Annotated in this window: 13 protein-coding genes; all 13 read right to left on the reverse strand. The window is 65.7% G+C overall.

The features are described 5' to 3' along the window. Positions 1 to 18 precede the first annotated feature (18 nt). The gene (locus F615_RS0103690) at positions 19 to 2,004 is read right to left on the reverse strand and encodes an acetyl/propionyl/methylcrotonyl-CoA carboxylase subunit alpha (protein WP_019559824.1); all 1,986 of its coding nucleotides are present in this window, start codon (positions 2,002 to 2,004) and stop codon (positions 19 to 21) included. Positions 2,005 to 2,038: 34 nt separating this feature from the next. After that, on the reverse strand, positions 2,039 to 2,824 hold the full coding sequence (locus tag F615_RS0103695; RefSeq protein WP_019559825.1) for an enoyl-CoA hydratase/isomerase family protein: 786 nt from the start codon (positions 2,822 to 2,824) through the stop codon (positions 2,039 to 2,041). A 16-nt stretch (positions 2,825 to 2,840) separates the two neighbouring features. Then, positions 2,841 to 4,448 carry a carboxyl transferase domain-containing protein gene (locus tag F615_RS0103700; RefSeq protein ID WP_019559826.1) on the reverse strand — a complete coding sequence of 536 codons (1,608 nt, stop codon included), beginning with the start codon at positions 4,446 to 4,448 and terminating at the stop codon, positions 2,841 to 2,843. 129 nt (positions 4,449 to 4,577) lie between these two features. Beyond that, positions 4,578 to 4,976, reverse strand: a complete 399-nt coding sequence (locus tag F615_RS0103705; protein WP_026329986.1) for a rhodanese-like domain-containing protein — start codon at positions 4,974 to 4,976, stop codon at positions 4,578 to 4,580. 7 nt (positions 4,977 to 4,983) lie between these two features. Continuing rightward, positions 4,984 to 5,589, reverse strand: a complete 606-nt coding sequence (locus F615_RS0103710; protein WP_019559828.1) for a 2-hydroxychromene-2-carboxylate isomerase — start codon at positions 5,587 to 5,589, stop codon at positions 4,984 to 4,986. Positions 5,590 to 5,593: 4 nt separating this feature from the next. Beyond that, positions 5,594 to 7,546 carry a TRAP transporter large permease gene (locus tag F615_RS0103715; RefSeq protein WP_019559829.1) on the reverse strand — a complete coding sequence of 651 codons (1,953 nt, stop codon included), beginning with the start codon at positions 7,544 to 7,546 and terminating at the stop codon, positions 5,594 to 5,596. Next, positions 7,543 to 8,139: a TRAP transporter small permease subunit gene (locus F615_RS0103720; RefSeq protein WP_019559830.1), complete on the reverse strand. Its 597-nt coding sequence runs from the start codon at positions 8,137 to 8,139 to the stop codon at positions 7,543 to 7,545. The genes F615_RS0103715 and F615_RS0103720 overlap by 4 nt, the downstream gene beginning before the upstream one ends. Before the next feature lie 137 nt (positions 8,140 to 8,276). After that, positions 8,277 to 9,407, reverse strand: a complete 1,131-nt coding sequence (locus F615_RS0103725) for a TRAP transporter substrate-binding protein (protein WP_019559831.1) — start codon at positions 9,405 to 9,407, stop codon at positions 8,277 to 8,279. Between the two features lie 172 nt (positions 9,408 to 9,579). Further along, positions 9,580 to 11,052, reverse strand: coding sequence for a TrkH family potassium uptake protein (locus F615_RS0103730; protein ID WP_019559832.1), 1,473 nt, complete (start codon positions 11,050 to 11,052; stop codon positions 9,580 to 9,582). A 9-nt stretch (positions 11,053 to 11,061) separates the two neighbouring features. After that, positions 11,062 to 12,504, reverse strand: coding sequence for a Trk system potassium transporter TrkA (gene trkA, locus F615_RS0103735; protein WP_019559833.1), 1,443 nt, complete (start codon positions 12,502 to 12,504; stop codon positions 11,062 to 11,064). 61 nt (positions 12,505 to 12,565) lie between these two features. After that, a complete protein-coding gene (locus tag F615_RS0103740; protein ID WP_019559834.1) occupies positions 12,566 to 13,696 on the reverse strand; it encodes an acyl-CoA dehydrogenase family protein in 1,131 nt (376 codons plus the stop codon). Between the two features lie 24 nt (positions 13,697 to 13,720). After that, positions 13,721 to 14,392, reverse strand: coding sequence for an SDR family oxidoreductase (locus tag F615_RS0103745; protein ID WP_019559835.1), 672 nt, complete (start codon positions 14,390 to 14,392; stop codon positions 13,721 to 13,723). An 8-nt stretch (positions 14,393 to 14,400) separates the two neighbouring features. Further along, on the reverse strand, positions 14,401 to 15,579 hold the full coding sequence (locus F615_RS0103750; RefSeq protein WP_019559836.1) for an acetyl-CoA C-acyltransferase: 1,179 nt from the start codon (positions 15,577 to 15,579) through the stop codon (positions 14,401 to 14,403). Positions 15,580 to 15,591 lie beyond the last annotated feature (12 nt).

Genomic DNA, 15,591 nt, shown 5'->3' on the forward strand with positions numbered 1-15,591 from the left:
TGGCCGCACACGACGGCCTCACGCCTTCAGGCGCAGCAATTCGGCCCCCTCGGGCACCTGATCGCCCACGCCATACAACAAGGCCTCGATCACGCCATCGGTCGGCGCCGCGATCGTGTGCTCCATCTTCATCGCCTCCATCACGGCCAGCGCCTGACCTTTCTTCACGGACTGTCCGACGCTCACATGCACAGCCAGCAGCTTGCCCGGCATCGGTGCGGTCAAGCGGCCGGCCTCGTGACCGCTGTCGCCCGCATGGGCGATGGGATCGATCCACTGCAGCACCGCCACCCCCTCGGGGGCGAACACGTGGAACTGCTCGCCTTGGCGGTACACCGTCAGGCGCCACCGTGAGGCCCCCAGCATCACGTCGTGCACTTCGGCCGAATGGGCATGCACCTGCAAGAGCTGCCGCTGCCCCCCCAGATCGAGGCGGTGTCGGCCGTCGTGCAGGTACTCGAGAAAAGCCACATGGCGCTGCCCGCCGACGTCGATTTCCATGCGCCGACGCGCCATGCCATGCAAGCGCCAGCCGTCGCGTCGGCTCCAAGGATCGGCATCCTGCAGGGCCGCTTCATCGGCCAGCACCCGCGCGGCCACACCGGCCACGGCACAGTCCAAGGGCAGACCCGGCAGGCCGAACAGATGGGCACGCTCGCGCTCGATCAAGGCCGTGTCGAGGTCGGCCCCAGCGAACGAGGCACTGGTCACCACACGGCGCAGAAAGTTCACATTGGTGTGCAGCCCCACGATATGGGTCTGCGCCAACGCGGCATCGAGCTGCGCCAGGGCCTGCTCGCGCGTGGGAGCATGCACGATGAGCTTGGCGATCATCGAGTCGTAATACGGCGAGATCTCGTCGCCCTCGCGCACCCCGGCGTCCACCCGCACCGGCGCCACCGTGAACTCACTGGCCTGCGGTGGCAAACGAAACACCCGCAAGGGCCCGGTGGCCGGCAGGAAATGGGCCTCGGGGTTTTCGGCGCAGATGCGCGCCTCGATCGCATGGCCCTGGATGCGCAAATCCTCTTGCCGCACCGGCAAGGGCTCGCCGGCGGCCACACGCAGCTGCCATTCCACCAGGTCGTGCCCCGTGATCGCTTCGGTGACCGGGTGCTCCACCTGCAGCCGGGTGTTCATCTCCATGAAGTAGAAGCGGCCGTCCTGCTCGGCAATGAACTCCACCGTGCCCGCCCCCACATAGCCCACGGCGCGAGCCGCGGCCACGGCCGCCTCACCCATCTCACGCCGACGATGCGGGGTCATGCCCGGCGCCGGGGCTTCTTCCAGCACCTTCTGGTGGCGCCGCTGCACCGAGCAGTCGCGCTCGAACAGGTACACGCCGTTGCCATGGGTGTCGCAGAACACCTGGATCTCGATGTGGCGCGGCCGGCTCACGTAACGCTCGATCAACACATGGTCATCGCCAAAGCTGGAACGAGCCTCGCGTTTGCAGGCCGCCAGCGCGGCTTCGAACTCCTCGGCCACCTGCACCGCCCGCATGCCCTTGCCCCCGCCGCCGGCGCTGGCCTTGATCAACACCGGAAAGCCCATGGCCTGGGCCTGCGCGAGCAGGAAATCGCAGTCCTGCCGATCGCCGTGGTAGCCCGGCACCAGCGGCACGCCGGCCTTCTCCATCAAAGCCTTGGCAGCGGCCTTGCTGCCCATCGCGGCAATCGCCGCAGGCGGCGGCCCGATGAAGACGATGCCCGCCTGCGCACAGGCCTCGGCGAAAGACTCGTTCTCGCTGAGAAAGCCATAGCCCGGATGGATGGCCTGCGCGCCGGTGGCTCGCGCGGCCTCCAGGATGCGCTCCTGACGCAGGTAGCTGTCGCGCGGCGCCGCAGCGCCGATGTGCACGGCCTCGTCGCACACCTGCACGTGCTTGGCCGTCGCGTCGGCATCGGAATACACCGCCACGGTACGGATGCCCAGGCGCCGCGCGGTGGCTGCCACACGGCAAGCGATCTCGCCACGGTTGGCAATGAGGATCTTCTTGAACATGCACAGGCTTTCTTGTCGTTGAACGGCTCGTGGTTCAGGCCTTCGCCCACGGCGGGCTGCGTTTGTCCAGGAAAGCACGCACCCCGGCGCGGCCTTCTTCACTGGCGCGGATGTCGGCAATGCGTCGCGCGGTGTCTTCACGCAGCGCTGCATCGATCGGCTGGCCCGCAACGTCTTGCACCAAGCGCTTGCAGGCCTTCACCGCCTGCGGACCATTGGCCACCAGGGCCGCGACGATCGCCTCGACACGCTCGTCCAGCGCCTCGGCCGCACACACCTCATGCACGAAGCCCAGGCGATGGGCCTCGGCCGCATCGAAGCGTTCGGCCGTGAGGAAATAGCGCCGCGCCGCCTGTGGGCCCATGGCACGGATCACGTAGGGGCTGATGGTGGCCGGCAGCAACCCGAGCTTGGCCTCGGACAGACAAAAATGCACGCCTTCGGCGGCCACCAACACATCGCACACGGCCGCCAGGCCCACCCCGCCGGCATAGCAATCACCGTGGATGCGAGCCACCACCGGCAGCGGGCAGCTGTACAGCGTCCACAGCATCTGCGCCAGGCGCGCCGCGTCATCGCGGTTTTGCTCCCAGGTGTAATCGGCCATCGCACGCATCCAGTGCAAGTCGGCGCCGGCGCTGAAAGCCTGGCCATGCGCGCCCAGCACCACGGCGCGCAACGAAGCGTCGCGGCCCAGGGCTTCGAAGGTGTCGGTCAGCTCGGCGATGGTGGCATCGTTGAAGGCATTGCGCACCTGCGGCCGGTTGAGCCAGACCCGGGCCACGGGGCCGTCGATGCGGATGTCGAGAGTGGTGGGCATGGGCAGCCTCCGGCGCTCAGATACGGAAGACGCCAAAGCGCGTCTGCGCAATGGGGGCGTTGAGACTGGCGCTCAGCCCCAAGGCCAACACCCGGCGCGTGTCGGCCGGATCGATCACGCCATCGTCCCACAGCCGGGCCGAGGCATAGTATGGATGTCCCTGCTCCTCGTACTGCCGGCGGATCGGCGCTTTGAAGGCTTCCTCGTCCTCGGCGCTCCAGGTGCCTCCCCGGGCCTCGATGCCATCGCGCTTGACCGTGGCCAGCACACTGGCGGCCTGTTCACCCCCCATCACGCTGATGCGCGCATTCGGCCACATCCACAAGAAACGGGGCGAGTAGGCCCGGCCGCACATGCCGTAATTGCCGGCACCGAAGCTGCCGCCAATGATCACGGTGAACTTCGGCACCTGGGCGCAGGCCACGGCCGTGACCATCTTCGCGCCGGCACGCGCAATGCCTTCGTTCTCGTATTTGCGGCCCACCATGAAGCCGGTGATGTTCTGCAGGAACACCAGCGGCACCTGGCGCTGGCAGCACAGCTCGATGAAATGCGCCCCTTTGTTGGCGCTTTCGCTGAACAGAATGCCGTTGTTGGCCACGATGCCCACGGGCATGCCCTCGATGTGGGCGAAGCCGCACACCAGGGTGCTGCCGTAGCGGGCCTTGAACTCGTCGAACTCGCTGCCATCGACGATGCGGGCGATGACCTCGCGCACGTCGAAGGGCTTGCGCACGTCGACCGGAATCACGCCATGCAGCTCTTCGGGCGCGTACTTCGGAGGCCGCGGCCGCACGCAGGCCAGCGGCTGGGGTTTGCGCCGGTTGAAGCGGGCCACGGCGGCACGCGCCAGCGCCAAGGCATGCAGGTCATTGTCGGCCAGGTGGTCGGCCACGCCCGACAGGCGCGTGTGCACGTCGCCACCACCCAGGTCCTCGGCGCTGACCACCTCGCCAGTGGCGGCCTTCACCAACGGCGGCCCGCCCAAAAAAATGGTGCCCTGGTTCTTCACGATGATGGCCTCGTCGCTCATGGCCGGCACATAGGCGCCACCGGCCGTGCACGAGCCCATGACCACTGCCAACTGCGGAATGCCGGCAGCGCTCATCGTGGCCTGGTTGTAGAAAATGCGCCCGAAGTGGTCACGATCGGGAAACACCTCGTCCTGATTGGGCAGATTGGCCCCACCGCTGTCGACGAGATAGATGCAAGGCAGATGGTTTTGCTGCGCCACTTCCTGCGCGCGCAAGTGCTTCTTCACCGTCATGGGATAGTACGTGCCGCCTTTGACGGTGGCGTCATTGCAGACGATCACGCACTCCACGCCCGACACCCGGCCAATGCCGGTGATGATGCCCGCCCCCGGCGCCTCGTTGCCATACATGTTCAGTGCGGCCAGCGGGGCCAGCTCCAGAAAAGGCGTGCCCGGATCGAGCAGCATCTCCACCCGCTCACGCGGCAGCAACTTGCCTCGGGCCACGTGCTTGGCCCGCGCCGCCTCGCCCCCACCCTCGGCCACGGCGGCGAGCTGCCGGTTCAGGTCGTCCACCAGGGCTTGCATCGCAGCCGCATTGCGCTTGAATTCGTCGGAACGGGGATGGAGTCGAGACTCGAGGACGCTCATGCAGGCTCCCAGCCAACCAAAGGGTAAGCGGTCGGCAAATCATTGACGCACATTTTGACGTTTACGTAAACGTCAATTCTAGGGCGACAAACGCCCGCTTGACCAGCGGTCCAGCCCGATTGTCCAACCCTATTTCTTGGGCTTGTCGGCCACGGGCGCACCGGCTTGCTTCCAAGCCGTGAAGCCCCCTTCGATGTGCGCCACGCGCGGCAAGCCCATGTCTTGCAAGGTCTTGGTGGCCAAGGCCGAGCGCCAGCCAGCGGCACAAAACAGGATGAACTCCTTGTCCTCGGCGAATACCGGCCGATGGTAGGGCGACTCGGGATCGACCCAGAACTCCAACATGCCGCGCGGCGCATGGATGGCGCCGGGGATGACGCCATCGCGCTCGAGCTCGCGCACATCGCGCACGTCCACGAAGCACACGCCGGGGTCGCCGAGTCTGGCGCGCGCCTGCTCGACGCTATAGGTTTTGATTTGCGCCATGGCCTCGTCCACCAAGGCCTTGTAGCCCTTCTTCATGCGCACCTCCGGATCAGAACGGCCCTTGCGCGAGCCAGCGTTCGATCTGCGCCTTGCGGTCATTGCCCCAGAAGGGTTCCCCATCGATCACGATGTAGGGCGCACCGAACATGCCGGCGGCCACCGCGGCTTCGTTGGCCTGTTTGAGGCGTTCTTTCCACACCGGGTCGTTCCAGACCGCCTCGGCCTGGTCCGCATCGAGCCCAAACTCGCGGGCCAAGCCCTTGAGCGCCTGCACCTCCGACAAATTGACTCCGCGCGCGAAATAAGCCCGCAGACACGCCCGTGCCCAAGCCACGGCGCGCGCGGCATCGCCATCGTGCAGCCACCAGAACACGCGCGCGGCGTTCTGCGTGGGGATGGGGAAAACCTCCGGCTGGGTGTAGGGCACCCCCTCGAAGCGGGCCGAGCGCGCGAAGTCGCGCAGCACATACTCGCGCTTGAGCGGATGGGCCACTGGCGGCTTCAATTCGGCGGCCTGGAAGGTCACCCCCAGCAGCACCGCATGCCAGCGCACGGTGCGCCCATGCCGCGCGGCCAGCGCCTCGATCCATTCGGAGGCGATGTAGGAATACGGCGACGAGAAGTCGAAATAGAAGTCGATCGGCGGCTTGTTCATGGCCTCAACGGTACAACAGTTGCGGCAACCACAGGCCAATGCCCGGGAACACGTAGAGCAGCACGATCGCGATGATCTGGATGCCCATGAAGGGCAACATGCCCAGGAAGATCTGATTGAGCGTCACGTGCGGCGGAGCCACCCCCTTGAGGTAGAAGGCCGACATCGCCACCGGGGGGCTCAGGAAAGCGGTTTGCAGGTTCAGCGCCACCAGCAGGCCGAAGAACAGCGGGTCGATGCCGAAGTTGTCCAGCAAGGGGATGAAGATCGGCATGAAGATGACGATGATCTCCGTCCACTCCAGTGGCCAGCCCAACAGGAAGATCAACACTTGGGACAAGATGAGGAACTGCGTGGGCGTCAGATCCAGCCCCAGCACCCATTGCTCGACCAGTTCTTGTCCGCCCAACAACGCAAAGGCTGCCGAAAAGATCGCCGAGCCGACGAACAGCCAGCACACCATCGCCGAAGTCTTGGCCGTCAGAAAGACCGACTCCTTGAGCACCGTGAAGTTGAGCTGCCGATAGGCCGCTGCCAACAAAAAGCCTCCCAGCGCCCCCATGGCTGCGGCCTCCGTCGGTGTGGCCAAACCAAACACGATCGACCCCAGCACGGCCAGGATCAGGATCACCAACGGGAAGAAGGAGGCCAGGAGCATCTTGAAGATCTCCAGCCGCGCAAAGCTCAAAAACAGATAAAACGCAGCGACGATGGCCCCAAGGATCGAGAACACCACCCACCACCAAGTGGGTGCCGGCCGGCGGCCATCGTCGGCGATGGGCTCCTGGGCCTGCGCACCGGGCTCGGCCAGGGCAGGCGGGACCGGCTCGGCGGCCTCCTGCGCCTGCGCCCCCGGGGGCTCGCCCAGGGCCTCGGGTTCGCCGGCCGCCTCCTCCTCGTCCGCGGCAGGCTCGGCCAGACCGCCGGCCACCGGGGGTTCCTGCAAGCCTTGTTTGGACGACGGACCATCGGACGAGAAGCTGATGGGCTCGATGTCGTACTCCGGCTCGGCCGACACAGCGGTGACCGCGCGATGGCTGCTCGTGGCCAGCAGCACGAACAGCAGCCCCGGCAGCAGCACGATGCCCAGTTGCTTGAGCACGTGCGACAGCGGCACGTCCGCATTGCGCCGGCCCTTCAGGGCCGACAGCAGACGCAGCAACGCATGATGGCTGCCCGTGTCGGCCAGGCGCTGGTTGGCCGGCGCCAGGTCCACGCGCCGGTCGGCCTCGGACAGCGGCGGCGCCCACTGCGGCTTGAGCTTGGCCATGATGATCACGTAGACCACATACAGCCCGGCCAACATCAGCCCGGGGAAGAAAGCCCCGGCATACAGCTGCACGACCGACACACCCGCCGTGGCACCGTACAGGATGAGCAGCACCGACGGCGGGATCAGGATGCCCAAGCAGCCGCCGGCCGTGATGGACCCTGCAGCCATGGGCGTGCTATAGCCTGCGCGCAACATCGCCGGCAGCGCCAACAACCCCATCAGCGTGACCACGGCCCCGACGATGCCCGTGGCCGTGGCAAACACGGCGCAGGTGACCAACGTGGCCACGGCCAGCGAGCCGGGCACGCGCGCCATCGCCAAGTGCAGGCTCTTGAAGAGTTTTTCGATCAGGTTGGCACGCTCGACCAGATAGCCCATGAAGACGAACAGCGGCACGGCGATGAGCACGTCGTTGGTCATGCTCTTGTAGGCGGCTTGCACCATCAGATCGAGCGTGCGCGTGATGTCGCGGTCGTAGGCCAGCCAGGTGAAGATCATGCCCATGCCCATCAGCGTAAAAGCCGTGGGAAAGCCCAACATGATGGCCACCACCACGAGTGAGAGCATCAGCAGGCCCAGGTGGCCTTTGGTGAGGGTCTCCACGCCCAGCATCAGCCAGACGATGACCCCGACCACCAGGGCCATGATGCCAAGGCCGAAACGCAATTCGGGACGAATCTTCACGGGCGGCCTCCCGCGGCCGCATCGCCATCGTTCACGTGCACCATCTCCTTGAGTTTCTCGACGTCGACCTCCTCGACATCATGCTCGCGCGAAGGCCACTGACCATCGCGCAAACACAGCACGCAGCGCGCGATCTCGGCCAGGCCTTGCAGCAACAGCGCCGCCCCGGCCAGCGGAATGACGAATTTGAAGGGATACAGCGGCAGCGGCGTGGCCGAGAAGGTCTGCTCCCGAATGGCCAGCGACTCCCGGGCATAGGCCCAGCCCGCCCAGGTCAGCGCCACCACCCCGGGCAGGAAGAACAGGAAGTACAGCACCAGGTCCACTGCCGCCTGCGCCCTCGGGCTGAAAAAGCCGTAGAGCACGTCGCCGCGCACATGGCCGTTCTTCGACAGCGTGTAGGCACCGGCCAACATGAACATGGTGCCGTAAAGCATGATTTGGGCATCCAGCACCCAGGCATGGGGCTCGTTGAGCACGTAGCGTGAAAAGACCTCCCAACTGATCAGCAGGGTCAGGCCCACGGCCGCCCAGGCCGCCGTCTTGCCGATCCAGGTGGACACCGCATCGATGGCCAACAACAGCTTTTGCATGAACAGGTCGCCTGCGGCCTCGTGCAGCCGCCTCGAAGCCAGAGTCTTGAAACCAGAGTCCAGACCGTGCACCGCGATGCGGGCGCCACGACCACACCGCGGTGCACGCGTAAAGGACGCAAAAGGAATGAGCCAGATCAGCTCTTCTTGGGCCCGAAGTAGTGGTTGTAAGCCATACGGTAGTCGACCATGGTGTCGAACTGCCATCGGGCGGCCCGCTGCGCGAAGGCCCGCATGGAATCCATGACCTTCTTGAACATCGGGTTTTCAGCCGCTTTCTTGGCCGTGACCTTGTCCCAGGCTTGCAACTGGGCTCGCAAGATGGCATCGGGCGTCTTGTAGAACTTCACGCCCTGCTTGCTTTGCATCTCCAGGTAGTCAGTGGAATAGCGGTGCGCAGCCTTCCAGCTCATGTCGGCCGAGGCCGCCTGCACCGCATAGTCGATCACCGACTTGAGCTCGGCCGGCAGCGCGTTGTATTTGGTCTTGTTGAACAAGATCTCGAACTGCTCACTGCTTTGGTGGAAGCTTTGCAGCATGCAGACCTTGGTCACGTCCGGAAAGCCCAGCACGCGGTCGCTGGAGGCATTGTTGAACTCGGCGGCGTCCAGCAGGCCGCGGTCCAAGGCCGGCACGATTTCGCCGCCGGGCAGCGGGTTGACCGCCGCCCCCAGCTCGGTGAACACATCCACCGCCAGGCCCACGGTGCGGAATTTCAGGCCCTGGAGATCCTGCGCCTTGGCCACCGGCTTCTTGAACCAGCCCAGCGGCTGGGTGGGCATGGGGCCGTACAGGAAGGACTGCACGTCCAGGTTCAGGCTCTTGTAGATCTCGTCGAGCAACTCCTTACCGCCGCCGTAGTAGTGCCAAGCCAGCACCATGTTGGCATCCATCCCGAAAGCGGGGCCCGAGCCCCACAGCGCGACGGCCTGGTTCTTGCCGTACCAGTAAGCCACCACGCCGTGGCCGCCGTCCAAGGTGCCCTTGGACACTGCATCGAGCAGCTGGAAGGCCGGCACGACCGAGCCGGCCGGCAGCACCTCGATCTTCAGGCGGTTGCCCGCCATGTCGTTGACCTTCTTGGCAAAGTCGTTGGCGTATTCGTGGAAGATGTCCTTGGCCGGCCAAGTGCTTTGAAAGCGCATCGACACGGTTTGCGCGGTCGATACCATCGGGAATGCCGCTGCGCCGGCGCCCACGGCCCCCGCTGCTGCCGACTTCAAGAAGCGGCGGCGCTGGGCCGGCTTGGGAGTTTGGGGCTTGCTCACGTTCGTCTCCTGATGTGCTGACATCGATACACCCCCTCGCCCGTCTCGACGCGGGTTTTCGGGTAAAGGCATGCTAGGCAGCCCTCCCCGCCGGTGGGATAGCACAAACCCGCGTTCCAGGCGGCAGTCGAGCCGATGTGTGCGCAACTCGCCCCAACCGAGGCATCGGCGCTCACTTGCGCCAAAACGACGGGGTCAGCAGCACCATGAAAGACAGCATCTCCAAGCGCCCCAGCAGCATGGCCAACGTGCACACCCACGTCTGGAAATCGCTCAGCACCGAGAAGTTGCCCGCCGGACCGACGCTGCCCAGGCCCGGCCCCATGTTGTTGACGCTGGCCACCACGGCCGTAAAGGCGGTGATCACGTCCAAGTCCGTCAGCAGCAGCAGCATGGTCAGGCCGATGATCGTGGCGCCGTAAACGAGCATGAAGCCCAGCACCGCGAAGATGGTGTGGTTGTCCACGGTGCTGCTGCCCAAGGTCACCGGCTGGACCGCCCGGGGATGCACGATGCGCGTCATCTCTCGGGCCGCCTGCTTCAGCAGAATCAATACCCGCACCATCTTGATGCCAGCTCCCGTGGAGCCCGCACTGGTGCTCAGTCCGGAGAGCATCAACATCAGCACCGGCGCAAAGATCGGCCACTGGGCATAGTCGGTGTTGGCATAGCCGGTGGTGGTGGCAATCGAGATCACATTGAAAAAGGCCATGCGCACCGCCTGCCACGGCTCGTCATACACCCCTTTGCTCCACAACAGCCCGGCGACGATCACCGAGGACCCCAGCAGCAAGCCCAGCGTGCCTCGGGTCTCCGGGTCGGCCCACAGCCGCTGCAGGCTGCGCTTGCGCACCGCCACGAAATACATCGCGAAGTTGCACGAAGCCACCAGCATGAAGACCACGCAGACGGCCTCGATCAGGGGCGAGTCGAAATGCCCGAAGCTGGCATCGTAGGACGACAAGCCCCCCAAGCTCACGGTGGTGAACATGTGCACCCAAGCGTCATACCAACTCATGCCGGCGGCCCGATACGCCAGCACACACAACAGCGACAAGACGCAGTAAATGCTCCACAAACCCTTGGCCGTCTCGGTGATGCGCGGCGTCAGCTTGGTGTCCTTCATCGGGCCGGCCACCTCGGCCCGAAAGAGCTGACTGCCACCGACGCCCAGCATCGGCAGGATGGCCACCGCCAGCACCAGAATGCCCATGCCGCCCATCCATTGCATGAAGCAGCGCCACAGATTGATCGACCGCGGCAGCGCATCCAAGCCGCTGAGCACCGTGGCGCCGGTGGTCGTCAGACCCGACATGGCCTCGAAATAGGCGTCGGTGAACGACAAGGGCGTGCCCGCCTGCCGGAAATAGACCATCAGCGGCACGCTGGCAAACAGCGGCAGCACCGTCCACACCAGCGACACCAGCATCACCCCATCGCGCGGCTGCAACTCGCGCCGATGTCGGCGGGCCAGCAAGCGCATCACCACCCCTGCCCCGAAGGTCAGCGCCATGCCCACATGCCATGAGGCCAGCGCCTCATCGTGGCCGAACCAGGCCACGGCCAGCGGCACGCCCATGGTCAGGGCAAAGGCCATCACGATGGTGCCCAGGATCGACAAAGCCGGCAAAAACGAAGACGGCATGGGCCTGGCTCAGAAAAACGTCGCGCTGACCTGCAAGAGCTTTTCCACTTCGCGCACCATGCGCTTGCGCGGCAAGAACACGATCACGTGGTCATTGGCCTGGATCACCGTGTCGTGATGGGCGATGATGACCTGCGCCTGACGCAAGGCGCGCTCGCGCGCTTCATCGTCCATCTCGCCTTCGGGCAATCCGCGCACGATGGCGCCGATCTGCGCCCCCGGCGGCAGCTTGAGCTCGCCAATGGGCCGCCCCACCACCTTCGAGGTCTTGGCATCGCCGCGCACCACGGCTTCCAAGGCCTCGGCCGCGCCGCGCCGCAGCGAATGCACCGCTTCCACGTCGCCACGCCGCACATAGGCCAGCAGCTCACCGATGACCGTCTGGGCCGGCGACAGTGCGATGTCGATCTGCGAGCCCTGCATCAAATCGGCATAGGCCTTGCGGTTGATCAAGGCCAACACCCGCTTGGCGCCCATGCGCTTGGCCAGCAAGCAGGCCATGATGTTGTCCTCGTCATCACTGGTCAGCCCGAGGAAGAGGTCCATGTCGTGGACGTTCTCGCCTTCGAGCAGCTCCTCGTCGGTGGAATCGCCATGGAGGATGAGGGTATCGGCCGGCAATTGCGAGGCCAAGTACTCGCAGCGCTTGGCATCGTGCTCGATGATCTTGACCCGGTACTCGCCCTTGAGCTCGCGCGCCAAGCGCAGGCCGACACGCCCTCCGCCGGCGATCATCACGCGCTTGACCGGGCGGTCACGCCGCCGCAGCGCCTCCAGCACGGTGCGGATGTGCTTGGTGGCGGCCAGCACGAACACCTCGTCGCCGGGTTCGATGCGGGTGACGCCATCGCAGACGATGGCCTGGTCGGGCCCCTCGGGGTCGGGCCGGTAGATGGAGACGATGCGCATGTCCGCCTCGGGCACCAGGCTGGGCAATTCGGAGATGGTGTGGCGCACCAGCGGTGCCCCGGCCACGGCACGCACGGCGATCAGGCTGACCAGCCCCTGCGCGAATTCCAGCACTTGCAAGGCCTCGGGGTAGGCGATGAGCTGGCGCACATAGCGCGTCACCGAGGCCTCCGGACAAATCACCCGGTCCACCGCGAAACCGCTCTTGTCCATCAGCGGCGATCCGTCGGGAAACTCCGGCGAGCGCAGCCGCGCGATCGTGGTCGGGATGTTGAACACATCGTGGGCGATCTTGCAGGCCACCAGGTTGGTCTCGTCCAGTGGTGCACAGGCAATCATCATGTCCGCATCCTGGGCGCCGGCCTCTTGCAGCACCGAAGGTTGGATGCCATTGCCCACCACCCCGCGCAAATCCAGGCGGTCCTGCAAGGCCCGCAGGCGCTGCGGGTTGGTGTCGATCACCGTGATGTCGTTGCGCTCCGACACCAGGCTTTCGGCCACGCTCTCACCCACCCGCCCGGCGCCGAGGATGATGATGTTCATGGGCCGCGATTATGCGCCCAGACCAAGGCACCGCAAGATCGCGGCGAGGCGCGCCGCCGATTCAGCCCAAAGCCCGGCCGATCAGAATGCGCTGCACGTCGGATGTGCCTTCATAGATTTGGCAAACCCGCACGTCGCGATAAATTCGCTCGACCGGAAAATCGCGGACGTAACCATAGCCCCCATGGATCTGGATGGCGTCGGAGCAGACCCGCTCGGCCATCTCGCTGGCAAACAGCTTGGCCATGGCTGCCTCTTTCAAACAAGGCACGCCTGCATCCTTCAGGCTGGCCGCATGATGGATCATCTGGCGCGCCACCTCGATCTGCGTGGCCATGTCGGCCAGGCGGAACTGCACCGCCTGATGGTTGAAGATGGGCTGCCCGAAGGCCACGCGCTCTTTGCTGTAGGCCAGCGCCGCCTCGAAGGCCGCGCGCGCCATGCCCACACTCTGCGCCGCAATCCCGATGCGCCCGCCTTCCAGACCCGACAGCGCGATTTTCAAGCCCATGCCCTCCTCGCCCAAACGGTTCTCGACGGGCACCCGGCAGTTCTCGAAGACGATCTGCGCAGTATCGCTGCTGTGCTGCCCCAGCTTGTCTTCCAAGCGCGCCACGGTGTAGCCGGGCGTGTCGGTCGGCACCACGAACGCGCTGATGCCCTTCTTGCCCGCGGCCTTGTCGGTGACGGCCATCACGATGGCCACGTCCGCGTGCCGTCCACTGGTGATGAACTGCTTGACGCCATCGAGCACGTAGTGATCACCATCACGCACCGCCGTGGTCTTCAGGCCCCCGGCTTCGCTGCCCACATGCGGTTCGGTCAGACAAAACGCGCCCAACATATCGCCTCGCGCCAGCGGCTTGAGGAAGCGCTGTTTTTGCTCCTCGTTGGCATAGGCCATCAAGATCGAACACACCGGGCAGTTGTTCACGCTCACCACGGTGCTGGTCCCGCCGTCGCCAGCGGCGATCTCCTCCAAGATCACGGCCAGGGCCAGGTAGTCCAGGCCCGCGCCGTCGTACTCGGACGGCACGGCCACGCCAAAGCAGCCCAGCGCGGCCAAGCCTTTGAGCTCCTCGGCCGGAAAATGGTGCTCCTTGTCCCAGCGGGCCGCATGCGGCGCGATGCGGTCCTGCACATAAGCGCGCACGGCGTCTTGCACCGCACGATGATCTTCGCTCAACAGCATGATGTCTTGGCTCGGATGCGCGGCTCACCAGGCAATCGGTGTGCCGTCGTAGTGAAGGAAATGCCCGTTGTCCTCGGGTCGCAGACGCGCGAGCAACTGGCGCAAGCGGGCCACACTGTCTTCGGGAGCCAGGCTGGCATGGGCCCCGCCCATGTCGGTGCGTACCCAGCCCGGATGCACGGCCACACAGGTGATGCCCCGCGGCCCAAGCGCGAGGGCGACATCGCGCAGCACCGAATTCAGCGCGGCTTTGGACGCCCGATACAGCCAGCCCGTGCTCGTGCTGCGCTGGCCGATCGAGCCCATCATCGACGACAGCACCATGAGCTTGGCGTCCTGAGCCAAGACCGGCTCGAGCTGCGGCAGCACACGCATGGGCCCCAGCACGTTGGTGCGCATCACCGCATCGAAATCGTCCTGCGTGGGCGTCTCGAGACCCTGCGTGCGCGGACCATAAACCCCAGCATTGAAGATCACGGCATCGAAGCGCTGTCCATCCAGCCGCCAGCCCAATGCGGCCACGCTGGCCGCATCCAGCAAGTCCAGCGGCCAAGCCTCGCAGCCCAGGCCCCGCAACCGCGCCAAAGCATCGTCGCTACGCGCCGTGGCCACCACATGGTCGCCTGCTTGGCGATATTGGCGGGCGAACTCCAGCCCCAGCCCGCGCGACGCACCAATGACCAGGACCCGCATCATTCACCCCGTCAAAGCATTTCCACCGCGATGGCCGTGGCTTCCCCGCCGCCGATGCACAGCGAGGCCACGCCCTTCTTCAAGCCACGTTGACGCAAGGCCCCAAGCAGCGTCACGACGATGCGCGCACCGCTGGCGCCGATGGGATGGCCCAGCGCCACGGCCCCGCCGTTGACATTGACCTTCTCGTGCGGCAGCTTGTGCTCGGTCATCGCCGCCATGGTCACCGCGGCAAACGCTTCGTTGATCTCCCACAGATCCACGTCTTTGGCCACCCAGCCGGCTTTCTTCAGCACCTTGTCGATGGCGCCCACCGGAGCCGTGGTGAACCATTCGGGCGCCTGGGCATGCAGACTGTGGGCCACGATGCGTGCCAGCGGCCTGACGCCCAACTTGGCCGCGGTGGACTGGCGCATCATCACCAACGCCGCCGCACCATCGGAGATGCTCGACGAAGTGGCCGCCGTGATGCTGCCGTCTTTCTTGAAGGCCGGCTTGAGGCTCGGAATCTTGTCCAGCTTGGCCTTGGCGGGCTGCTCGTCCTGGGTGATGCTCACCTCGCCGCCCTTGCCCGGCACCGACACCGGCACGATCTCCCAGGCGAAGCTGCCGTCCTCATTGGCGCGACGAGCCCGCTCGGTGGAGGTGATGGCGTATTGATCCTGCGCCTGCCGGCTGAAACCGTACTTGGCCACACAGCTTTCGGCGAACACGCCCATGGCCTTGCCACGCTCGTAGGCGTCCTCCAGGCCGTCCAGCGCCATGTGGTCGTAGAACGCCGTCGCGCCATACTTCTGCCCTTTGCGGATGAACGCCAAGTGCGGCGCATTGGTCATGCTTTCCATGCCGCCGGCCACCATCACATCGGCGCTGCCGGCGGCCAGCATGTCGTGCGCGAACATCATCGCGCGCATGCCCGAGCCGCACATCTTCGACAGCGTGACCGCACCGGCCGTATCGGGCAGGCCGGCGCGACGCGCAGCCTGACGCGCCGGGGCCTGGCCCTGACCGGCCATCAGGCAGTTGCCCATGAGCACCTCGTCCACGGCCGCCGGCTCGATGCCGGCGCGCTCGACCGCCGCGCGAATGGCCACGGCCCCCAGTTCCCAGGCTTGCAGACCAGCGAAATCACCCAGCAAGCCCCCGATCGGGGTGCGGGCCGCAGAAACGATGACGATGGGGTCGGACATGATGCTCTCCTT

The sequence above is a fragment of the Caldimonas manganoxidans ATCC BAA-369 genome (assembly GCF_000381125.1).
GTDB lineage: Bacteria > Pseudomonadota > Gammaproteobacteria > Burkholderiales > Burkholderiaceae_C > Caldimonas > Caldimonas manganoxidans.